This window comes from Terrihalobacillus insolitus (genome assembly GCF_028416575.1).
Lineage (GTDB): Bacteria > Bacillota > Bacilli > Bacillales > Amphibacillaceae > Terrihalobacillus > Terrihalobacillus insolitus.
On the sequence record NZ_JAMQKB010000011.1, the window covers coordinates 60,056 to 81,450 of the forward strand.

Genomic DNA, 21,395 nt, shown 5'->3' on the forward strand with positions numbered 1-21,395 from the left:
AATGCATGTTAGTGGAATGTCATCAATGTAGTTGACATTCCCTTATAATCTTCAAAAATTATTGGATATCTTATATTTTAGATTTATTGTGTGAACCATTGTCTTTAAGTTACAGCAGTTACTATAACCACATAAACTTTGAGAGAAATTTTAGGAGGCACACCTTATGCAAGGAAAAGATTTACTAAAAGCAATTGACTATAAAAAACTAACCATTGTTGAACTACAATTAAAGATAAAAAAACTTAGAGAGAAATATCCTGAAAAAAAGAAACTCATCTATGTTACACATTCTGCAATTATTGAAGCTGACTTCGAAATGGAATTAGCGGAAAACTTGGAAGAAGAACCATTAATAGGTCGTGCCATTCAAGAGTATGAGCTATATCCAGAAATAGACATAAAAGATAAAAGAATATTAAATACTTCAGCCTGAATTTATCTGAAGAATGTAAAGATAAAACCTTTAGCTTCTCCAAACTCACCAATTCATCTTGAAGAGTTTATTTTGTTTTCTGATCATTTGTTGGGACTTACGGTTGCCTAAAGGTTTGTTGAACTAAAGGGTGGCTTATCTTCAACAAGGGATATACAGTCCTTATTGTGTTAAAGGGCAGGTTTGTGGGCTCTACGCCGCAAAACAAAAATAAAACTAAAAAGGTGAAAATTAAAATGATGAAAACTATTATGACAAATGTTGAAGATGTAAAAGGTATGGAGTACAAAGAATTACAAGCACTTGCAAAAATAAGAGTGAATTGGGGGGAAACATGAGAATAATTTATGCGCTTTTGTCGGTTTTAGTATTAGCTGCATGTTCTAACTATTCCGAAGAGGTAACTAAGACTGGAGAAATAACAAAGATTACTGGAGAAATGGTGTATATTGATGACTTACCGTTAAAAGTAGAGGACACATCAGAGCTTGAAGTAGGGCAAAATGTAAAAGTAACCTTTATTGATACAACAAGTGCAGAGAGTTGGGACCCTGATGATTTCGAAGTAAAAAATATAGAGATTCTGAAATAAATCGAAGCACCTTGCTTATTCAACAAACGGGGGCATTCCTTTAACAATGGTAATGAACATTCTTTCTACAAAGGTAATAGGACCAGAGGAACCCTGTCCACCACCAGCTGAAATATAATGTGCTTAGATGGAGCTTTAGCTTCCATTCCTATAAAGGAAACAAGAGAACTGTCCTAGCTGCCATAAATTTTTTATATTGCAAAGATTAACTCTATTAAATAAAAGGTGATATACTAACTATAAAGAATAAATGGAGGTGTTAAAGATGAAATGGGAGCAGGTTCGTAAACAATATCCAGAGCAGTGGGTCCTTGTTGAAGCAATTTCTGCATACTCAGAAAATTCCTTTCGATATCCTGACGAACTATCAGTGATCTCAAACTTCCCCGATTCAACTACCGCATGGAAAGAATACAAAAAGCTACATCTAGCCGAACCTTCACGTGAATACTATATTTTCCATACTGACAAAGATACGCTTGAAGTTGAGGAACAAAATTTTATTGGAGTTAGGAGACGACTCCAATGAAAATTCAAATGCACGGAGGTTTACCATTAGTCTCTATTTCTCTTGTATATAAAGGAAATACAATACTATTGGAACATGTTCTTTTGGATACAGGGTGCTCAACAACTATTTTTGATACTGATGAAGTCGAAGAAGTGGGACTTACCATAGACCGTAAAAATGGTAGACCTAAAAGGATGTATGGTGTTGGTGGCGAAAGTGAACTTTGCTATGAACAAACTGTATATGATTTAGAAATAGATCACTATAAAATGGATTCATTTCAACTCCAGCTAGGTATCACAAAAGAAACATACGGTTTTAACGGTATACTAGGAGTCGATTTTATGACGAAATCTAACTTAATAATAGACTTTAAAGACATGAAAGTAAAAATAAAATAAATTTTCTTGAGATAATTGTGATGGCATTTTTATATACAACTAAGGCTGGATTTGTGAAGAACCTCACTTAAATTAACGGGGGCTTATCTTGAAGAAGTCATAGGCTATTTTCTATTAATTTTTCAAAGGGGTTTTTTTATGAATCCAATATTGTTTGACTTTCCTCATGAATTTGAAACGGAACGATTGCTTATTAGAATGCCGAAGCCTGGGGATGGTAAAGCTGTGTATGATGCAATTAGAGCCTCAGTTAATGAATTAAAGCCTTGGTTGCCGTTCGCTCAAAATGAACAAAGCGAAGATGCGTTATGAGAACCCGTATACGGCCGAAAACCATGCCTACGCGCGCTCATCGACGTTATGAGAACCCGAACACGGCCGAAAATCATACACACGCGCCTCATCGATAATCGACGTCTGGATTGGAACGTTGTTATGAATCGTTAAATTTTAGATACTTTTCAAAGCCATTCAGGGGGAGAGGTAGAAAATAAATCAATTCTCTACCTCTATAATGGTTTGACCGTAAAATGTACCATCTAAATAAAAATTAATCGCCCAAAGACCGGGCTTAGAAAACTCCATTAAAGTAACAGCGTTAGCATCATACCCTAAGTAGGGACCGCTTAAGTGTGTAAGCCATACTTTTTGTCCCTCTTTTACTAGGACTTGCTCAATTTCACCTGTTTCCTTATGCATTGCTGCTATTGTAATTCCAGCAGAAGCTATTTGTTCGCCATTAAAGAAGAGCATATATTTATCTGGTGAATTTGCTTGAATCGGTTTAATGACAGCCTCTCCTTCAGTGCCTGAACCTACGAGCATTCCATACTTGTCCTCTTGACCATATAATGCATACTCCCCTTTTGTACCATCACCAAAGGTAACGGGAATTTTAAAGATAGAGCTCTTTTCCCATTTAATATTTTGAAAATCCGAAGTTGAAATAGCCTTAGGTAACAGTTTGTCAACCGGCTGTTTTCCTTCAGTAAGAGTTTCTCTGAGTACACCTGCAGCCCCGATTAACTCCTGTGACACGGACGCATAGATTTTATAAGTCTCATCGAAAGATTTATTCGGAGAGGTATTATTGAGTCGATTGATCCATTCTTCCACTTGTTTATCAATTACTTCATTAGTATTTAGATTTTTAATCTCGTTAAGTAACACCAATGTCCCTTTCGCCTCAGAAGCAAGTCCGTCTTCAGAGTAGTTGTTTTTTAGCTGCTGCTTTTGCACTGGACTTAGTTCAAAATCCGTTTCCGTCATCATTTCTGGTTGTTCCACGGGATTGATCCAATTTCCTTCCGAATTAACGTATATGGCTGCTTCCATTAAATAAGCCGCAACAGCGCCCTTTTCCATCGATTCTGGAATTTTAAGAATAGTAATTGGTAATCCAATATCAAGCGACTTAACCCCTTTAAAGTATTTGGTTAGTTCTTTTTTTAATGCAGGATCGTTTAACTCAGTTGTAGAAACTTCGGTTTGGCGTATTTCGTTATTTAAAAATTGGCTACCTATAACTACAAATGCGATAAACGCAATAGTAGAAAGTCCAATCGGTAAGAACCGTAGCCCTTGTCGTTTTGGAGACTTTAATTTTACCTTTTCAAGTATGTCTTCCTGTTGTTTCGAATCCATCTTAAACGTAGGTAGTTTCCCTAACTCTTCATCTATTTGGTCTTTTTTTTGGCATGACATGATTCAACCTCCTCCCATTTTATTTGAATTTGTTTTCTCAGTACTAATTTTGCGCGATGATAGGTAGTATTTACTTTAGCTTCTGACCAACTTAGGACTTCACTACATTCCTTAGTGCTAAGCTCCATAACACCCCGAAGTATAACAACATCACGTTGATTTTTTGGCAATGTATTTACTTGATTGTATAGATCACGATCTCGTTCGTTTTCGAGTAATGTAGTCTCAGGATTTGATTTATCATCTACAAATAAGGCTTGATACAAAGTAAGGGGAAGGTTAACAATCTTCTTTTTTCGGTAGTTGTCGATGGCAACCCTTCGTGCAATCGAGATCAGCCATGTTTTCTCATGGGATTGTTGCTGGAAAGTATGGCGAGATGTCATTGCCTTTATAAAGGTTTCCTGCATCAAGTCATCAACTTCTTGTTTATCAGTAAAGTAGACAAGAAAGTTATAAATATCATTACCATGCTGAGTAAACCAGTATTCTACTTCTGAAAAGTCACCCATTTGCTTCCCCCTCTCTACTTATTAGACGTTGATTGTTTATAATATCTTACAGTAAACGAAGTGAAAAAGTAAAAAAATTTTGAGAGTAGGTGCCTTAGTTGACGTATGATCAAAAGGGAGGTAGAATGTAGTAAACGGAAAAAACTTTAAAAGTTTCCGTATGTTTAGGAGACATCATATGAAGGAAAGAATACTAAAAGCAGTTGTAGAGGAAATTCAAGAAAGAGGAATGCGGTTTACGATCGATGATGTGACACACCGTCTTGGTATTAGTAAGAAAACGATTTATGAACATTTTGATTCCAAGGAACAAATCATCAAAACAATAGTTGAGCAAATATTAGACGAGGCCGACCAAAAAACGAATGATATTATTGCGGATGATGAACTTTCATTTATTGTGAAAATGAAAGAATTAATGCAAGTACTTCCAGAGTATTACCAAATATACAATCGACCAGTTTTAGATGAAATGAAACGGTATTATCCAGATCAATGGGTTCAAATCGAAACTTCTCTTGAAGAGGATTGGGCTGATATCCGATTATTGATCGAGGAAGGCATAAAAACTGGTGAAGTAGTTACCGGTTATTCTATCACTGTCATTATGAAGGTGCTTATTGAAGCGATTAACACAACATTGGATCAAACCTTTTTCTACAAAAATAATATCACTGTGAGAGAAGCACTTTCTCAAACAGTTGACATATTACTTTATGGAATTATTCCAGATGATAAAAGGTGAATCATGCTTTTTATCTTTCTTTTTGGATTTGAAAACTAAAAAAACATATACAGTTTATTTGTTCTAAATTGTTCTTAAGGAGGTATCGGACCATGGCGTATTTATTGTTGGGATTGGCTATTGTGAGTGAGATCATCGGTAGTTCGATGCTGAAATTGTCGGAAGGATTCACAAGATTACTTCCTTCAGTAGGCTCAATTGTAGGCTACGGTGCATCTTTTTACTTTCTGTCTCTCACACTTAGAGTTCTGCCCATTGGCTTGAGTTACGCTATTTGGGCGGGCACTGGAACAGCATTAACCGCTATCATTGGGTTTATTTTTTGGAAGGAATCTTTTTCGTTCCAAACCTTGATAGGATTAACAGCCATCATTATTGGAGTAGCAATTCTTAACATGCCAAATTGGTCTTAAGGTTTGACAGCCGTAATTTATTTTTCACATTTGACTGGTGTAGACTAGTTTAGATACTCCCGTTTTTCAGCTCCTTACCTAATGGCAGTAGTCTTTTTGGTGTAAACGAACGTAGATAGATGGAGATGAGAAGAACAGTATCATTGTGATAACTATACAATTTCAATACTAGTACTTTTGTCTCGTGTTAAAGCTCGATTATTGCGCTAATTGTCGAACGTGGGTTAAATTACCTATTTTGAAATTGATTCTATTTACCCATTTTGAAATATTCAAAAATTTGTAAAGGAATTTTTGGTGTTTTCCTAGAATATAAGAAAGTGTAATTCAATTAACTGTCTATTAATCTAGGAGGGGGAATTTAGTTGATGAAAAAGAAAAAAGGGAAGTTAGCCTCAACAGCAATTGCTGTAACACTAGGTTTAAGTACACTAGCACTAGGACTTTCACCAGTGCAAAAGGCAAATGCTGAGCAAGCAAGACAAGAAGTAGTAAGTAGTGTGTCAAACACCTACCAAGGAGCGCCTCTAGACTTAGGTATTGCAAACGATGAGAGGCTCATTGAGATGCTCAAACGTCAAGGGAAATTAGACAAAAACGCTAGCCCTACAGAATCAGAAGAAGCATTAAATCAGTTTTTGAAAACAAAGTCTGAAAGTTCAGTTAGTAAAAAAGAACAGCAAACAGATTTTGAGAAAGAAAATAAAAAATATATGGATCAATTGATCGAAAACGCTGGACTAAAAAATGGTAGTGGGAATAAATTCGGTCAAACAAAGAATTCTGAAGTTTCCTCAGTGGAGGAAGAAGCATGGAATGGTGAAGTTCAAAAAGATAACGTGCTCGTGTTATTAATTGACTTTCCAGACAAGCCACGCGGTGACATAGACTCCCAGTACACGGATATGTACTATGATGGAGAAGGTGCTTATTCTAATGAGCACTATCAAAATATGATTTTTGGTAAAGACGGCTATACTGGACCGAACGGAGAAAATCTAACTTCTATGAAGCAATATTTTGAAGAGCAGTCAGGTGGCAGCTATACTGTGGATGGTTCGGTAGCTGGTTGGTACACTGCTAAAAATCCGGCTGCTTATTATGGTGGTAATTATCCGACACCAGATGGTAGTGATGCAAATCCTCGTGATCTAGTTTTAGAAGCGTTGAATGCTGCGGCGGCAGATGATGTTAATTTGAATGCTTATGACCAAGAAGATCCGTATGACTTAAATGGTAATGGTGATGTAAACGAACCGGATGGTATTATTGATCATGTAATGGTGATCCATTCTGGTGTAGGAGAAGAAGCAGGTGGTGGGGAGCTTGGCGGAGATGCGATTTGGTCTCATAGCTGGAGCTTAGAAGGACCAACACCGATCGAAGGAACAGAAACAGATGTCCCTTACTGGGGTGGTCAGCTAGTTGGATATGATTACACGATTGAGCCTGAGGATGGAGCAGCTGGAGTGTTTGCGCATGAATTTGGTCATGATCTTGGACTCCCAGATGAATACGACACACAATATACTGGAGCAGGAGAACCAATTTCTTATTGGTCGATTATGTCTAGTGGAAGCTGGGCGGGTGCGGTACCTGGAACGGAACCAACTGGAATTAGTCCTTATTCCAAGCAGATTCTTCAAACGATCCAAGGTGGTAATTGGTTAAGTGGATCGACTATAAATGCTAGCGACATCACGAGTGAAGGTACTGAGGTTTTACTTGATGAAGCTGTAACAAAAGGTACGAATAACGATGCAGTAAGGGTAAACTTACCTGATAAACAAAATGTAGTTAATGAGCCGTTTAGTGGGGATTACGAATACTTTAGTGGTAGTGGAAATAACTTGGATAATTCCATGATCACTACTGTAGATCTTACGAATGCCTCGAGTGCACAACTAAACTTTAAAACATGGTATGATATTGAAACAGGTTGGGATTATGCTTCTGTTAAAGTTAACGGGGAATCTATTGAGGGAAATATTACAACAACAGATGATCCTTATAAACAAAATCCTGGCAATGGTATTACTGGTTCTTCTAACGGTTGGAAGGATGCCACCTTTGATCTTTCCGCATATGCTGGAGAAACAGTGGAACTTGAATTTAACTATTGGACGGACGGAGCCGCTGTTCTTCCAGGTTTTTATGTAGATGATATTTCGGTTGTTGCCGATGGTGCAGAAGTTCTTTTTGACGATGCAGAAGGTGATTCCGCATTTGCATTTGCTGGATTTGATAAAGACACTGGGTCGTTCTATTCCGAGCAGTACTATTTGCTTGAATGGAGATCCCAGAATGGTGTCGATGAAGGATTAGCAAACATTCGTCGCGGTGCCAGTTTAATGAGCTTTGATCCAGGTCTTGTTGTTTGGTATGTGGATAAAGCATATGACAACAACTGGACTGGTGTCCATCCTGGTAAGGGCTTCCTAGGAATTGTTGATGCCGATCAAAAGGCAAATTACTGGAGCGATGGCTCAATTGGGGCGACTCGTTACCAATTAAACGATGCTGCATTTGGTTTGGACAAAACAAGCAAGATGTTCTTAGACTATACAGACTTGTTAGGTGTTACATTAAAAGATAATAACCAAAACAGAACACCGTTATTTGATGACAGTGCAGACTGGAGCAATCCAGAACTTGTTGACGCTGGACGTAACGTTCCAAACTTCGGATTGAAATTCCGAGTAGTGGGGCAAAGTGCAGATGGTACAGTGGGAAAAGTATTACTATATAAATAATGGACGAAAAGAGCCTTTCCAATGGAGAGGCTCTTTTGTTCTAGTACATTCGATAAGATAAGTGAACAATTGGATGATCGATAAATAGTTCCATTTAACAGTTTGACTTTACTTACCAAGTGCTAGCTTTATGTCGTGTTCGATATTATCAGGCTTTATTCTTGGTGCGAAGCGTTTGATAACATAACCTTCTCTGTTCACTAGAAATTTTGTGAAATTCCATTTTATTTGATTTGACATCAAACCAGGAGCTTGTTTGGTTAAATAGTCGAACAGTGGGTGTACTTCCTTCCCGCGAACGTTGATTTTATTGAACATGGGAAAGGTTACCTTATATTCTTTTTGGCAAAAGGTTTGGATTTCCTCTTCTGATCCTGGCTCTTGGTTCATGAACTGGTTGCTTGGAAAGGCGAGTACAACAAATCCCTGATCCTTATATGTATCATACAAGCGCTGTAATCCTTCATACTGTGGAGTGAATCCGCACTTACTGGCTGTATTAACAATGAGTAATACCTTCTCTCTGTAATCAGATAAAGATTGCTCTTCTCCGTTAATTGTTGCGACGGAAAACGGGTAAACTGACATCGATCCATGACCTCCATTCTGACTATACATGTCCATTTTACTCTCAAACTCCTTTAAATGGTAATGAGCCGTTTGGACGACATTATCCATAGAAAAAACGGCCTATGAAAGGCCGCGCGTTTATCACTGTTGTACTACGCCATCTTCTGTCTCAATTCTCTTAAGTCTTGCTTCGATTTCCTCTTGGGAAAGGTTATGCTCTTGGACATACATATTTCTCGGAGAAATACGACATTCGTGGGTACAACCACGCATATATTTGTGCTCATTTTCTTCAGAGCAAAGAATTTGTTTATTGCATTCTGGCCTTGCACAGTTCACGTAACGCTCGCATGGCTTACCGTCAAAGTAATCCTTCCCAACTATGACATGTTCTTTTTTGTTTACAGGGACTGCAATACGCTCATCAAACACGTAGAGCTGTCCATCCCAAAGCTCGCCTTGTATTTCTGGATCCTTGCCATAGGTAACAATTCCGCCGTGTAACTGTCCAACATCGTCAAAACCATTTTTAATTAGCCAGCCTGAAAATTTTTCGCAACGAATACCACCTGTACAATAGGTAAGCACCTTCTTACCTTCAAGTTGATCCTTGTTTTCTTCAACCCATGAAGGTAGTTCGCGGAATGTGTCAATTTCAGGACGAATGGCCCCTCTAAAATGACCTAATTCATATTCGTACTCATTGCGGGCATCGAGAACAACTGTGTTTTCATCTTGCATCGCCTCGTAAAATTCTTTCGGACTAAGATATTTACCTGTAACCTCTTTTGGATTGATATCGTCTTCTAATCGAAGGGTTACTAACTCCGAGCGTGGTCTCACGTGCATTTTTTTGAATGCATGACCATCCGACGCATCTACTTTAAATACCATATCTTTAAAACGTGGATCTTTATGCATTTCTTCCATATATTTGTTCGTTTGATCTACGGTTCCAGACACAGTTCCGTTCACGCCTTCTTGCGCAACTAAAATTCTGCCTTTCAGTTCTAATTGATTACAGAACTGTAGATGCTCAGCCGCAAAAGTCTCCGGATCGTCAATTAATACATATTTGTAATACAACAATACTTGGTATTTTTCCTTTTCCATTCTTCTACCACCTATCAAATTTATATTTGCAAGATATAAATGTTAGGTTGGGATATTTATTAGTACATTGTCTCTTGCAAACATTTATTTTATCATGGTACTCGTCGTTTTACAATAAATCAAAAACGATCCAATGCTTGTTTTAAACGATAAGAAGTAGTAACATGAAAATCAAGATGTTAAATTTAGAATCTTTGAAGGCAACCGTGTTCACAGGCTGCCAACGTAACTCGTTTATTATGGACAACTATAAAGGGTGTATCTCAATTAGAGGTACGCCTTTTTTTAAAGCTAGCCTTATCCTTCATGTGGGTATTTATGTTAAGAAAAGAGGTGGAATAATGAATCAGAAAGAAAAAGAGCAGTACATTTTAGATAACTACAAAAAAGATGAGAATACGATGATCCTCGTTTTTTCACAATGGTGTGTAAACAACGATTTAGATCCAAGGGAATTGTATAAGCAGGCTTATCCAGATCAAGGAAAAAACCAACAGCTTGGAGAGGCCTTTGAATTAACGATTCCCAAAAATGAGTCAGACGAAATTCCCGTACAAACTGTGTTAGATGTGTTGCAACTGTTCGAGAATGATCATTTAGCATTTGTTGTGGCAGAGGAGTATGAGAAAAAGTTAAAAGAATAGGGAACACCTAGCCTTTTATCCTAAAACTTTTTATACTATACTTCATACAGCTTAACCAGTGCGTGGGTTCCGCTGTTTTCTTCCCCTTTTTCGGCAAGCTGTTTGTATAGGTCTAGTGTCAATTCTAATCCAGGTGTCATGATTCCCATTTCCTTCGCAGACTCAAGGGCGATCGTCATGTCTTTTATAAAATGTTTTACATAGAATCCTGGACGGAAATCTCCTTCTATCATTCGTGGAGCAAGATTCGTAAGTGCCCAGCTTCCAGCAGCACCAGTAGATATACTTTGTAAAACCCGTTCTGAGTCTAGACCTGCATTTTCCGCATAAATGAGTGCTTCACACACACCGAGCATATTTGCAGCAACAACAATTTGATTGCTCATTTTTGTGTGTTGTCCGGAACCAGCCGGGCCTTGAAACACAACGTTTTGTCCCATAACGTTAAATATGGGTGAAATGGAGTCAAACGCAACCTGTGATCCTCCAACCATGATAGCTAGTTTGCCATCGCGAGCGCCGATATCACCGCCAGAAACTGGTGCATCAAGTGCAAAAAGCTTCCTGGATAACCCTTCCTGATAAATTTTTTCTGCTAGTGCAGGCTTAGAAGTGGTCATGTCAATCACAAAAGATTCTGCTTGTGCATTCGCTAAAATTCCATTCTCCCCAAAGTAGATGTCTTCTACATCTGAAGGATAGCCAACCATTGTAATAATGACATTAGATGAAACGGCAAGCTCTGCAACTGTGTCCTTCCATGTTGCACCTAATGCTACAAGCGCATCGGCCTTTTCTTTCGTCCGAGTAAACGTGTTCAGCTTGTAACCAGCATCTAATAAATTTTTAGCCATACTTTTACCCATTACACCTGTTCCGATAAAACCAATTGTCGTATTTTCCTTTGTAACCATACGTATCACCCTTTCTAAATGTTCCTTGAAATTATTTCGACACGGATAAGGTAAATTCCTGTTTAAAAAGGTTGTTAAAAAGTCACCAAATGATAAGCGGCGCATCTCTTCGTTGGCTTGTTTCTCCGTTGCTCACGTATTAAAAGCATACGCTGCGCTACTCAAAACTGCGCCGCCTCGACCTGCTTGCTTCTAATTTGGTGACTTTTTGAACATGCACTTAGGAAATGTATCGTTTACCTTTCCGATACAGATGAAGAAATATGCCAAAAAAATCATTGCCAGATAAATTTTTCTGTGTTAATGTCAAAGTATACAAGATATTGTTGTTTTTATAAAATGAATACTATATATAGTGCAATCATGCAAATTTAGGTGGCCATTTTTTTGGCCTTGAAAGGGAACCCAGTGTGAATCTGGGACTGCCCCCGCAACTGTATGTGTGGACGAACGAGTAAGCCCACTGAATCGAAATGCTATGAAAGGCTGCGATTTGGGAAGGAACTCAAGTAGGAAGATACACGAGTCAGGAGACCTGCCTAAGCTTGCCGTGTTTCACTTCTTCGGGGACTGAGAAGATGAGACGATGGAGTAAAAAAGGGAGTCGTCCTTTTTATATGTTTCTGTCGTTCTCACCGTTCATGTCACCCATGAGCGGTTTTTTGGTTTGTATGAACGGTCTCAGAAGCCGCTATTTGGCAAAAATCCATGGTTTTGGTAGGTTTCGTGGACTGAGAGGCCGCTAATAGCTAAAAATCGGGCCATTAATAGCCCTTTTACAGTAAATAGCGTCCTGTGAGTCCGCTAAACCATGGAATCGAGGCTTTTCTTGAAAATAAGGGCCTCTCAGTCCGCTTAGAATTTTTTTGTTGAATTGTAATGACATAAAAAAGGAAGGAATGATCTCATTGTTAGAGACAAAAATAGACAAAAAGGTTGACTGGAAACAAGATCTATTCAATAGCTTGATGAGCAATTTTCCACATTTAGATATCGCTAGGGTGGTTACATATGGTGAAACATTATTACAGCAAAAACCGTGGCTTTCGGATGAAGAGTGGGTACATCAATTACTATTAGAGGCACTTGCAAACCTTGATGAAAGCGAACCAGATTGGACATACGTTGCCTCCACTCTTTACCTTGATATCCTTTATTCTAAAAGTGCTCAACACAGGGAATATAGCCGACAAGACAAATATGGCTCCTTTGATCACTTGATCGATGCTTTAACAAAGCTTGGCATTTACAGTCCATCGCTTTTAGAAGCATATAGTAAACAAGAAATCGTAGAGCTAGGCAAGGTGATCGATCCGGAAAAAGATTTACTGTTTACATATATTGGCCTGCGTACATTAGCTGATCGTTATTTGGCAACGGATTACAATGGTAGTGTGTACGAGCTACCACAGGAACGCTTTATGGTAATTGCGATGACATTAATGCAAGATGAGCCTGAAGACAAAAGGGTGGACCTAGTGAAGGAGGCATATTGGGCTTTAAGTAATTTATATATGACAGTTGCAACGCCAACACTTGCAAACGCTGGGAAAAGCTATGGTCAGCTCTCAAGCTGTTTTATCGATACGGTTGATGACAGTCTACAAAGTATTTTTGATAGCAACACAGATATTGCCAACCTTTCGAAAAATGGCGGTGGAATTGGTGTTTATCTTGGGAAAATCAGAAGCAGGGGAAGTGCGATTAAAGGCTTTAGTGGAGCCTCATCTGGTGTATTACCATGGATGAAGCAATTAAATAACACCGCAGTGAGCGTAGACCAACTAGGTCAACGAAAAGGTGCCATATGTGTCTATCTAGATATTTGGCATCAAGATATATTCTCTTTCTTGGATGCAAAATTAAATAATGGAGACGAACGGTATCGTACACATGATTTATTTACAGGTATATGCCTTCCTGATTTGTTTATGGAAAAAGTGGAAGCAAGAGAAAGTTGGTATTTATTTGACCCACATCAAGTTCGCAAGGTAATGGGCTACTCGCTTGAAGATTATTATGATGAGATAAAAGGGGATGGGACGTTTCGCGACAAATATTTAGAATGTGTGAACCACCCAGATTTGAATAAGCAAGAAGTTCCCGCTATTGATATTATAAAGCGTGTGTTAAAAAGCCAGCTCGAAACAGGTGGACCGTTTATGTTTTACCGAGACGAGGTAAACCGTCAAAATCCAAATAGCCACTTAGGCATGATCTATTCAAGTAATCTGTGTACAGAAATAACACAAAATCAAAGTGCTACTGTTATGACGGAACAAGTAACGAAGGATGGCAAAATTTTAATCGAAAAACAACCTGGTGATTTTGTTGTGTGTAATCTTTCCTCCATTAACCTAGGAAAAGCTGTCCCTTCTGAGGTTTTGGAGCGATTGATTCCGATACAAGTACGAATGTTAGACAATGTGATCGACTTGAATACAATTCCTGTGTTACAGGCACAATTAACAAATCAAAAATACCGGGCAATTGGATTAGGAACATTTGGCTGGCACCATTTACTTGCACAAAAGCAAATCAAATGGGAAAGCAATAATGCGGTTGACTATGCGGATCGGCTTTATGAAAAGATAGCATTTTTGACAATTCATGCAAGTATGGATTTAGCTAAGGAGAAAGGAGCATGTTTTGCTTACCAAGGATCCGATTGGGAAACTGGAAAGTATTTTGACAATAAAGGTTACACAAATAACAGTCAATCTCCTTTGCCGTGGAATCGATTGAAGCAGGATGTTCAGCAATTCGGAATTCGTAATAGTTACTTGATGGCGGTTGCGCCAAATTCATCGACGTCCCTTATCGCAGGGAGCACAGCGAGTATCGATCCGATTTTTCAAAAGTTTTACGCAGAAGAGAAAAAGGATTACAAAATTCCTGTTACAGCTCCTGACTTAAATGCCGAAACAACATGGTATTATAAATCCGCTTATTTTATTGACCAGCATTGGAGCATCAAGCAGAATGCGGCACGACAAAAGCATATTGATCAGGGCATTTCATTTAATTTATATGTTTCAAATACAGTTCAGGCAAAAGAATTACTAAGTATGCATGTGCAGGCGTGGAAGCAAGGTCTTAAAACAACCTATTATTTACGATCAACATCCTCAGATCTACTCGAATGTGAATCATGCTCAAGCTAAACGGGGATACAGGGACATGAACCCTGCCCCTTCAAGCTAAATGAAAGGAGAAAAAAGATGACCATGACTACAGATTTAACGAATCGTAAACTTATGGATAATACAGCTCCAAATCGTTCGACTCGAATCATAAACGGTGAAAGCTCCAACATCTTAAATTGGGATGATGTTCGTTTTTCTTGGGCATATCCAAAATATAAAAAAATGCTCAGTAATTTTTGGACACCGTTTGAAATTAATATGGCACAAGACCTGAAGCAATTTCCGCAATTGTCCGAGGAGGAACAGGATGCGTTCTTGAAAATTATTGGGCTACTAGCATTGCTTGATAGTATTCAAACAGATTATGCAGGGAAGGTTGCGGACTATTTAACAGACTCTAGCTTGAATGCACTTATGATTATTTTGGCCCAGCAGGAGGTAATCCATAATCATTCGTACTCTTACGTTTTGTCTAGCCTAGTATCCAAACAGAAGCAGGATGAGGTGTTTGAATTTTGGCGGACGGAGCCAATTTTAGAAAAACGCAATGCATTTGTCACAGATGGGTATCAGGCTTTTGTAGAGGATCCAACTGTAGAAACGTTGTTAAAATCAGTCGTTTTCGATGTGATTTTGGAGGGATTGTTTTTTTATTCGGGATTTGCCTTCTTCTATCACCTTGCACGAAATCAGAAAATGGTCTCCTCCTCGACGATGATCAATTATATAAATCGTGACGAACAACTGCATGTGGATTTGTTCGTCAAAATTTTTAAAGAAGTGTTAGCTGAATATCCTGAATACCACACGGAACAGCTTAGCGATTTTGTTCAAACTACCTTCAAACAAGCAGCTGAATTGGAAATAGAATGGGCTCGGCACATTATTGGGAACAAGATTGACGGAATCTTGCTTGAAGATGTTGAGAACTACATCCGTTTTTATGCCAATGTACGCTGTAAGCAACTAGGCTATGATAAACCATATCCTGAGGTTGAGAAAAATCCACTTCGCTGGATCAAAGCATATGAAGATGTCGACTTGGGAAAATCAGATTTCTTTGAACAAAAATCCAGGCAATATACGAAAGTCAACTATACAGATAACGGCTTTGAAGACCTTTAATCTTTAAATGGTTTTAGGGTTTTTAGACCAGGTGGAGTCGAAACTCCATCTGATTCCCCGATGTTTCAGCTTGTTGAAACGAGTTCGCTTTTGGGTATCTTAGCTTTACCATAGTAATTGCCCAATACTGTTCGTTAACGGTATACTTGTAATCACAAATAGTATTAGACGAAGGGGAATTACGATGCAGTGGAAAAAGAAACTTTTTGATGTGTTGACGGTTCAGGAATTATATGCAATTTTAAAAGCGAGAGTAGATGTATTTGTAGTGGAACAAAATTGTCCATATGGTGAAATAGATAATTATGACCAGGTGTCTACTCACCTCTATCTTGAGAATGATGGAGAAATTATTGCATATGCAAGGCTGCTTCCGAGGAACGTAAAATATAAAGAAGCATCCATTGGACGTGTTTTAGTAAATCAAACGTATCGCAAAAATGGCTATGCAAAAGAGTTACTTGAAAGATCGATTGCCGTGATCCTAGAGGAATGGAAGGAACCTGCGATAAAGATTCAGGGACAGGAATATTTACGTCAATTTTATGGTTCTTTTGGGTTTAAAGAAATATCTGACATATATTTGGAAGATGACATTCCACACGTAGATATGTTGCTTAGGACTTGATCTTTAAATGGTTCTAGGGTTTTAGATCAGATGGAGTCAAGACTTTATCTGATTCCCCGATATTTCAGCTTGCTGAAATGAGTCCGCTTCCTATATTTCCAATATCTAATCCGTTTGGCTAAGGAAATAAGCATATACTAAGAATGCCCCACAGAAGACATATGTCAGGAGGCGATTTTATTATGCTTACAGATGAGCAAACAAACCTATGTAAAAACGAACTACTTGAACGGAGAAAAGCCTTAGCAGCTCATCTCGAGGATCATTTCGGTCTGAAGTACGAATTGATTAAAGAGTCCATTGGAGAATTGTCAAACTATGACAACCACCCTGCGGACCATGGAACAGCATTATATGAGCGAGAGAAAGATATTGCATTAAATGAACATCAAGAAAATGAAATGAAGGATATCGAACTTGCATTAAAAGCTATGGATAAAGGTACGTATGGAAAATGTGAAGAATGTGGAAAAGATATCCCATACGAACGTCTTGAAGCCATGCCTACTACACGCTTTTGCATTGATCATACGACGCAAAGTTTACCATTTGGTCGCCCTGTTGAAGAGGATGTCATTCATCCAAGTGTAAATGAAATGGAAACGGAAGTGGACGAAGAGGAATCGACCATTTTTGATCCTGAGGATGCGTGGCAGCGTGTGAGCTCATGGGGAACATCAAACAGTCCATCCGATTTTTATGACACAGCGAAGGATTATGACGACATGTTTTTTAATTCTGATGAGCTAGTAGGAAGTGCCGAACTCGTGGAAGGATTTTTGTTAACCGATATGGAAGGGAACTATATCGGGGTCAATAAAAGCCATGAAGAATATGAGGATGATCTCGATGAAAACGGGGTTGGCTCTATTCTTTATGATTAAAAAAGGAGCCATTCATTTTTTGAATGGCTCCTTACGCTGTTGTGCTCATAATCATTCGAAAATGTTTGAGAAATGTGAAACAATTGGGATGAGATTTCGTATATACAGGAAAGGGGGCGGTGAGTTGTCAGAACAGAGAGGTTGTATTAAATGTGGTAGTACCGATGCAGATCAAAAGGAAGTAGCAATGACTGGAACAGGACTTTCCAAAATGTTCGATGTCCAAAATAATAAGTTTCTGGTCGTATATTGTAAAAACTGTGGTTATTCGGAGTTTTACAATAAGAAGGCTTCAACTGCAGGAAATATTTTTGACTTTTTCTTTGGGTAATTTAACAAATCAAAAACCCGTTTGGTCTCGAGAGCCAAACGGGTTTTTGATTTGTTATTTTTCCGATAAGGTTAAAGTAGTGGTACTCTCTTTACCTTCCCTATAATAAGTAATATCTATTTCTTCTCCAACTTCTGTTTCCTTGTATAGGTAATTTCTAAGGTCTATCATAGACGTGATTGAACTGTCATTAATTTTTGTAATCACATCATAGCGTTGTAATCCAGCTTCACTTGCAGGGGAACCATCTTCAATATTAGCAATTGCAACACCTTCTGTTACATCATTCGGTAAAGCTAATGTTTGCTCCCTTCCTTGAGCTGGTACTTGTGAAAGGGATACGGCCTGTATGCCGATTAAAGGTCTAGATATTTTACCATCTGTCTCTAACTGTTGAATAATAGGCTTAGCTGTGTCAACGGGGATTGAAAAGCCGATCCCTTCGACAGCTTCCTGTGCAATTTTCATTGAGTTTATTCCAACTACTTCTCCTTTTGCATTAACAAGAGCGCCCCCACTGTTCCCTGGGTTAATTGCAGCATCTGTCTGGATAACATTTGTTGTCCAATCTGGTTGTCCATCTCCATTACTGTCTATTTCAACCGAACGTTCGAGGCCGCTAACAATACCTTTTGTTACAGAACCAGCAAACTCAAGTCCCAAGGGGTTTCCGATTGCAATAACGGATTCTCCGACATATAAATCACTTGAAGATCCAAAGGTAGCAACAGATTTTGCATCTACGTTTGACCCATCAATTTCTAGAACTGCCAAATCCGTCAATGCATCTGTTCCTAAAATCTTCGCATTCACCTGCTCCCCATCGTTTAAGACAACTTCTAATTCCGCTGCACCATCTACTACATGGTTATTTGTCACAATGTATGCTTTCCCGTCTTTCTTTTTATAAATCACGCCAGATCCTGTTCCACCTTGCTGAGAGCTAGTAAATAGGTTGGATTCCTGAATATTTTTCACACCTACAACAGCTGGACTCGATTGTTGGATAGCGGCTGAAATCGATGCATTATCTTCTTGACCAGCTACAGTAGGAACTGCATCTGTGCTAGAACTGCTATCTGAAGTCGTTTGTCCAGTTAAACCATTGACATCTTCAGTTGAATTAGTACTATTATTAGTGATTGGGACGATGTTTGCTGTAACTAAAAACACGCCGACTAATGCAACAATGACACCACCAACAATACCACTAAAAATCATCCCTAAGTAATGTTTTTTTTGCTTTGGAGGAGTTAGATTTGTTTGTTCAAAATTCCTCATCTCTCCATCGTATTCCTGCTGGTTTGTAAAATTATTTGTACGGTGTTGATCGTCCTGATAGTTCATGGTATCCCACCTTTCATTATTTTAAAATATTTTATTATAGTCTTATAATTGGCAGATTCCCTTTTCAACCCTTACTTTAAACAGGAAATCTGCCATTTGACCATCACTGGGGGAATTCAGCTAATGGTTATTCTTACAGTTATTATTGTAAACAGGAGGTTTGGCAAGATTAAGGCAAAAATGTGGAAAAAGTATGGAATTGATTCCTCTTATGTAAGTTGCCTGATTTTCTCAAAATTGCTACCAAGTTCCCTTTTTGCTATGAGTATGGGAAAATAACAATAGAAGAGGTTGTTCAAAAAGTCACCAAATGATAAGCGGCGCATCTCTTCGTTGGCTTGTTTTTCCGGTGCTCATGTAGGTTATGTCTACACTGCGCTCCTCAAAACTACGCCGCCTCGACCTGCTTGCTTCTAATTTGCCGACTTTTTGAACACGCACTAGAATGCATTATTTAAGGTATAGCCAATAAAAAGGAGTTTTAGACTATGACTCATCAAATTATGGTTGTCGAGGATGATCCCAACATTCGTGATATTGTAACGGCATACTTAAAAAAAGAAGGGTATGATGTCAAAACCGCTGAGTCAGCCGAAAAGGCAATGGAATTAACTCAATCTCAATCACCAGACATGTGGATTCTTGACATCATGCTTCCTGGAATAGATGGATATGAATTTTGTAAGCAGATCAGGCAAACGAGTGATGTTCCTATTATTATCATATCTGCAAAGGATGAAGAATTAGACAAGATCCTTGGACTAGAATTAGGTAGTGATGATTATTTAACAAAGCCATTTAGTCCGAGAGAGCTTGTTGCACGAGTTAAGCGCCATTTAAAACGGTGGGACGTGCAACATCGTAGTGAGGTGGATCACGTAAACGAGGAAACACTGAAAGCTGGTCGATTAACCATTTACCCAAAAGAACGCCGTATATTTTGGGAAAACCAGGAGGTAGAGACCTCAACGAAGGAGTTCGAGCTTTTGTCCATTTTAACTCAAAATGTAAACCGCGCTTTCTCAAGAGAAGAATTATTAACGAGAATTTGGGGGTTCGATTACTTTGGAAGTGATCGAGCGGTAGATGATTTGATCAAACGATTAAGAAAAAAGTTAGAAAATTTGCCTATAGAGACTGTATGGGGATATGGGTATCGACTACGAAGCGAAGAGGATGACAAATGAAATTACAGTATCAATTAAATGCGGCGTTTACGACGTTATTAATTGTTATCATGTCATTAACGGCCTTTTTAGTATATTCGTTAATATTGGATTTGTTAGTCCAGGACGAACAACGGCAGCTTCAAGCAAAAGGTGACTTGATTGTCAACTTACTGAATCAAGAATCATCACTCGCGAACGTTCAAAGATTGTCCCAGCTCTTACAAGACCAGGAATTGCAGGTGTTTCTATATGATCAAAGGAAAAATCAAATATTATTTACTACATTATCGTTGGATTTGGTTGAAAATTGGGTGAACACCAATGACGTAAACGGTCAGATGGATGATTTATGGGAAGGTGGTGGAGGTAAATTTGTTGTCTCAGAGTTACCACTCTCTTCCCAACAACCATGGATTCATTTGATTATGTTGACCCCGTTGAACGATCTACAAGCGGTACAGAAAACCTTTATTAGTCGTATTCTTATTGTATTTGTAATTGGTGTAGGGATTGCCATATTGTTGAGCTACTGGCTAACGAAACGACTTGTTACCCCATTAACAAGTTTGAAGCAGCAGTTAAAAAAGATTGAAAAGAGACAGTTTGAGGATGTACAAACCATTCAGGCAAGCGGTGAAATTAAAGAAGTAGAGCAAAGTGTGTTGGATATGGCAAACGAGCTACAGCACTACATTCAATCCCAACGACATTTTTTTCAGAATGCTAGTCATGAACTGAAGACGCCATTAATGACCATTCAGGGCTATGCTGAGGGTATTCGGGATGGGATTTTTAACGAAGAAGAATCGAAACGTGGATTAGAAGTAATGGTTGCAGAAATCACGCGTTTGAAAAAAATTATTAATGAAATGATTCTATTGGCAAAACTAGATAGTGATGAAGGAATTTACCATGAAACAAAGGTTGACAGTCGGGATATAATAATAAAAACAATTGATCGTGCTTTACCATTGGCAAATGAAAGAAATATTTCGATAACGTATGATGTAGATCAAGTAACGCTTCGAGCAGACGAGGAAAAATTACTACAAGCAATGTTAAATATTACATTAAATGCAATCCGTCATGCGTCAGCAAAGGTAAACATCGTAGTCACTCATTTAAATAGCAATGTGACGATTTTAATAGAAGACGATGGTACAGGTATAGAAAAAGACCTTATGCCCAAATTGTTTCATCGGTTTGTAAAAGGAGAGGGTGGAGAGACAGGGCTAGGACTTGCTATCTCCCGTGCAATTGTGGAACGGTCAGGTGGATCCATTCATGTTGGTCAATCGGAACTTGGCGGTGCAAAATTTATCATCATTTTACCAGTAGGATAATTTTACCAGTAAACAATCTAATGGAAAATAAAAATTAGGTAATTAGATGACCTTATGTTATAATTGGTAAGTTGTGATCGGAACTGGACAGTTGAATTCGATACAAGAGGAGAG

The 21,395-nt window shown here is 38.4% G+C and carries 21 protein-coding genes, 1 pseudogene and 1 riboswitch; of the genes and pseudogenes, 16 read left to right on the plus strand and 6 right to left on the minus strand.

What is annotated here, in order from left to right; all coding sequences use genetic code 11:
* The first annotated feature begins 166 nt into the window (after window positions 1-166).
* The 5 genes and pseudogenes from NC797_RS11685 to NC797_RS11705 form a co-directional block, all read left to right on the plus strand.
* Window positions 167-436: a hypothetical protein gene (locus NC797_RS11685; protein WP_272436965.1), complete on the plus strand. Its 270-nt coding sequence runs from the start codon at window positions 167-169 to the stop codon at window positions 434-436.
* 334 nt (window positions 437-770) lie between these two features.
* Window positions 771-1,028, plus strand: coding sequence for a hypothetical protein (locus tag NC797_RS11690; protein WP_272436966.1), 258 nt, complete (start codon window positions 771-773; stop codon window positions 1,026-1,028).
* A gap of 265 nt (window positions 1,029-1,293) precedes the next feature.
* The gene (locus NC797_RS11695; protein ID WP_272436967.1) at window positions 1,294-1,557 is read left to right on the plus strand and encodes a hypothetical protein; all 264 of its coding nucleotides are present in this window, start codon (window positions 1,294-1,296) and stop codon (window positions 1,555-1,557) included.
* Window positions 1,554-1,940, plus strand: coding sequence for an aspartyl protease family protein (locus tag NC797_RS11700; RefSeq protein WP_272436968.1), 387 nt, complete (start codon window positions 1,554-1,556; stop codon window positions 1,938-1,940). The genes NC797_RS11695 and NC797_RS11700 overlap by 4 nt, the downstream gene beginning before the upstream one ends.
* Window positions 1,941-2,078: 138 nt before the next feature.
* Window positions 2,079-2,249 (plus strand): annotated as a pseudogene (locus tag NC797_RS11705) (GNAT family N-acetyltransferase); the annotation flags it as partial.
* Window positions 2,250-2,435: 186 nt separating this feature from the next.
* On the opposite strand, the gene NC797_RS11710 reads toward NC797_RS11705, so the two are convergent.
* Entirely contained in the window at window positions 2,436-3,644 is a 1,209-nt protein-coding gene (locus NC797_RS11710) for a hypothetical protein (RefSeq protein WP_272436969.1), read from the minus strand.
* On the minus strand, window positions 3,617-4,156 hold the full coding sequence (locus tag NC797_RS11715; protein WP_272436970.1) for an RNA polymerase sigma factor: 540 nt from the start codon (window positions 4,154-4,156) through the stop codon (window positions 3,617-3,619). Before NC797_RS11715 ends, NC797_RS11710 begins: the two co-directional genes overlap by 28 nt.
* Before the next feature lie 178 nt (window positions 4,157-4,334).
* Here NC797_RS11715 and NC797_RS11720 point away from each other — a divergent pair, with 178 nt between their 5' ends.
* From NC797_RS11720 to NC797_RS11730, 3 genes are all read left to right on the plus strand, one after another.
* Window positions 4,335-4,901, plus strand: coding sequence for a TetR/AcrR family transcriptional regulator (locus tag NC797_RS11720; protein WP_272436971.1), 567 nt, complete (start codon window positions 4,335-4,337; stop codon window positions 4,899-4,901).
* Window positions 4,902-4,993: 92 nt separating this feature from the next.
* Window positions 4,994-5,314 (plus strand): DMT family transporter, encoded by a 321-nt coding sequence (locus tag NC797_RS11725; RefSeq protein ID WP_272436972.1) that lies wholly within the window; start codon window positions 4,994-4,996, stop codon window positions 5,312-5,314.
* 368 nt (window positions 5,315-5,682) lie between these two features.
* A complete protein-coding gene (locus tag NC797_RS11730; protein ID WP_272436973.1) occupies window positions 5,683-8,067 on the plus strand; it encodes an immune inhibitor A domain-containing protein in 2,385 nt (794 codons plus the stop codon).
* A 108-nt stretch (window positions 8,068-8,175) separates the two neighbouring features.
* Here NC797_RS11730 and NC797_RS11735 read toward each other — a convergent pair whose 3' ends face one another.
* Window positions 8,176-8,655, minus strand: coding sequence for a glutathione peroxidase (locus NC797_RS11735; protein ID WP_272437005.1), 480 nt, complete (start codon window positions 8,653-8,655; stop codon window positions 8,176-8,178).
* A 123-nt stretch (window positions 8,656-8,778) separates the two neighbouring features.
* Window positions 8,779-9,750 (minus strand): oxygen-dependent tRNA uridine(34) hydroxylase TrhO, encoded by a 972-nt coding sequence (trhO, locus tag NC797_RS11740; RefSeq protein WP_272436974.1) that lies wholly within the window; start codon window positions 9,748-9,750, stop codon window positions 8,779-8,781.
* Window positions 9,751-10,091: 341 nt separating this feature from the next.
* On the opposite strand from trhO, the gene NC797_RS11745 reads away from it, so the two are divergent.
* The gene (locus NC797_RS11745) at window positions 10,092-10,394 is read left to right on the plus strand and encodes a hypothetical protein (protein ID WP_272436975.1); all 303 of its coding nucleotides are present in this window, start codon (window positions 10,092-10,094) and stop codon (window positions 10,392-10,394) included.
* A 35-nt stretch (window positions 10,395-10,429) separates the two neighbouring features.
* Here NC797_RS11745 and NC797_RS11750 read toward each other — a convergent pair whose 3' ends face one another.
* Entirely contained in the window at window positions 10,430-11,308 is an 879-nt protein-coding gene (locus NC797_RS11750; RefSeq protein ID WP_272436976.1) for an NAD(P)-dependent oxidoreductase, read from the minus strand.
* A 356-nt stretch (window positions 11,309-11,664) separates the two neighbouring features.
* Window positions 11,665-11,865, plus strand: a riboswitch (cobalamin riboswitch).
* Between the two features lie 342 nt (window positions 11,866-12,207).
* Between NC797_RS11750 and NC797_RS11755 the strand changes: the two genes are divergently transcribed.
* The 5 genes from NC797_RS11755 to NC797_RS11775 all read left to right on the plus strand — a co-directional run bounded on the left by NC797_RS11755 (window position 12,208) and on the right by NC797_RS11775 (window position 17,422).
* A complete protein-coding gene (locus tag NC797_RS11755; RefSeq protein ID WP_417168710.1) occupies window positions 12,208-14,472 on the plus strand; it encodes a ribonucleoside-diphosphate reductase subunit alpha in 2,265 nt (754 codons plus the stop codon).
* Between the two features lie 63 nt (window positions 14,473-14,535).
* On the plus strand, window positions 14,536-15,579 hold the full coding sequence (locus tag NC797_RS11760; protein WP_272437006.1) for a ribonucleotide-diphosphate reductase subunit beta: 1,044 nt from the start codon (window positions 14,536-14,538) through the stop codon (window positions 15,577-15,579).
* 184 nt (window positions 15,580-15,763) lie between these two features.
* Window positions 15,764-16,207: a GNAT family N-acetyltransferase gene (locus NC797_RS11765; protein ID WP_272436978.1), complete on the plus strand. Its 444-nt coding sequence runs from the start codon at window positions 15,764-15,766 to the stop codon at window positions 16,205-16,207.
* A gap of 182 nt (window positions 16,208-16,389) precedes the next feature.
* Window positions 16,390-17,091, plus strand: a complete 702-nt coding sequence (locus tag NC797_RS11770; RefSeq protein ID WP_272436979.1) for a TraR/DksA C4-type zinc finger protein — start codon at window positions 16,390-16,392, stop codon at window positions 17,089-17,091.
* 88 nt (window positions 17,092-17,179) lie between these two features.
* Window positions 17,180-17,422, plus strand: coding sequence for a zinc ribbon domain-containing protein (locus NC797_RS11775; RefSeq protein WP_272437007.1), 243 nt, complete (start codon window positions 17,180-17,182; stop codon window positions 17,420-17,422).
* Between the two features lie 54 nt (window positions 17,423-17,476).
* On the opposite strand, the gene NC797_RS11780 is transcribed toward NC797_RS11775, so the two are convergent.
* Window positions 17,477-18,769: a S1C family serine protease gene (locus tag NC797_RS11780; RefSeq protein WP_272436980.1), complete on the minus strand. Its 1,293-nt coding sequence runs from the start codon at window positions 18,767-18,769 to the stop codon at window positions 17,477-17,479.
* A gap of 488 nt (window positions 18,770-19,257) precedes the next feature.
* Here NC797_RS11780 and NC797_RS11785 point away from each other — a divergent pair, with 488 nt between their 5' ends.
* Both NC797_RS11785 and NC797_RS11790 read left to right on the plus strand, forming a co-directional pair.
* Window positions 19,258-19,956 (plus strand): response regulator transcription factor, encoded by a 699-nt coding sequence (locus NC797_RS11785; protein WP_272436981.1) that lies wholly within the window; start codon window positions 19,258-19,260, stop codon window positions 19,954-19,956.
* A complete protein-coding gene (locus NC797_RS11790; protein ID WP_272436982.1) occupies window positions 19,953-21,281 on the plus strand; it encodes a sensor histidine kinase in 1,329 nt (442 codons plus the stop codon). Before NC797_RS11785 ends, NC797_RS11790 begins: the two co-directional genes overlap by 4 nt.
* Window positions 21,282-21,395 lie beyond the last annotated feature (114 nt).

Coding starts and splice junctions, on each gene's coding strand:
- NC797_RS11685 (WP_272436965.1), top strand. CDS start 167: ATGCAAGGAAAAGATTTACTAAAAGCAATTGACTATAAAAAACTAACC.
- NC797_RS11690 (WP_272436966.1), top strand. CDS start 771: ATGAGAATAATTTATGCGCTTTTGTCGGTTTTAGTATTAGCTGCATGT.
- NC797_RS11695 (WP_272436967.1), top strand. CDS start 1,294: ATGAAATGGGAGCAGGTTCGTAAACAATATCCAGAGCAGTGGGTCCTT.
- NC797_RS11700 (WP_272436968.1), top strand. CDS start 1,554: ATGAAAATTCAAATGCACGGAGGTTTACCATTAGTCTCTATTTCTCTT.
- NC797_RS11710 (WP_272436969.1), bottom strand. CDS start 3,644: ATGTCATGCCAAAAAAAAGACCAAATAGATGAAGAGTTAGGGAAACTA.
- NC797_RS11715 (WP_272436970.1), bottom strand. CDS start 4,156: ATGGGTGACTTTTCAGAAGTAGAATACTGGTTTACTCAGCATGGTAAT.
- NC797_RS11720 (WP_272436971.1), top strand. CDS start 4,335: ATGAAGGAAAGAATACTAAAAGCAGTTGTAGAGGAAATTCAAGAAAGA.
- NC797_RS11725 (WP_272436972.1), top strand. CDS start 4,994: ATGGCGTATTTATTGTTGGGATTGGCTATTGTGAGTGAGATCATCGGT.
- NC797_RS11730 (WP_272436973.1), top strand. CDS start 5,683: ATGAAAAAGAAAAAAGGGAAGTTAGCCTCAACAGCAATTGCTGTAACA.
- NC797_RS11735 (WP_272437005.1), bottom strand. CDS start 8,655: ATGTCAGTTTACCCGTTTTCCGTCGCAACAATTAACGGAGAAGAGCAA.
- trhO (WP_272436974.1), bottom strand. CDS start 9,750: ATGGAAAAGGAAAAATACCAAGTATTGTTGTATTACAAATATGTATTA.
- NC797_RS11745 (WP_272436975.1), top strand. CDS start 10,092: ATGAATCAGAAAGAAAAAGAGCAGTACATTTTAGATAACTACAAAAAA.
- NC797_RS11750 (WP_272436976.1), bottom strand. CDS start 11,308: ATGGTTACAAAGGAAAATACGACAATTGGTTTTATCGGAACAGGTGTA.
- NC797_RS11755 (WP_417168710.1), top strand. CDS start 12,208: ATGATCTCATTGTTAGAGACAAAAATAGACAAAAAGGTTGACTGGAAA.
- NC797_RS11760 (WP_272437006.1), top strand. CDS start 14,536: ATGACTACAGATTTAACGAATCGTAAACTTATGGATAATACAGCTCCA.
- NC797_RS11765 (WP_272436978.1), top strand. CDS start 15,764: ATGCAGTGGAAAAAGAAACTTTTTGATGTGTTGACGGTTCAGGAATTA.
- NC797_RS11770 (WP_272436979.1), top strand. CDS start 16,390: ATGCTTACAGATGAGCAAACAAACCTATGTAAAAACGAACTACTTGAA.
- NC797_RS11775 (WP_272437007.1), top strand. CDS start 17,180: ATGAGATTTCGTATATACAGGAAAGGGGGCGGTGAGTTGTCAGAACAG.
- NC797_RS11780 (WP_272436980.1), bottom strand. CDS start 18,769: ATGAACTATCAGGACGATCAACACCGTACAAATAATTTTACAAACCAG.
- NC797_RS11785 (WP_272436981.1), top strand. CDS start 19,258: ATGACTCATCAAATTATGGTTGTCGAGGATGATCCCAACATTCGTGAT.
- NC797_RS11790 (WP_272436982.1), top strand. CDS start 19,953: ATGAAATTACAGTATCAATTAAATGCGGCGTTTACGACGTTATTAATT.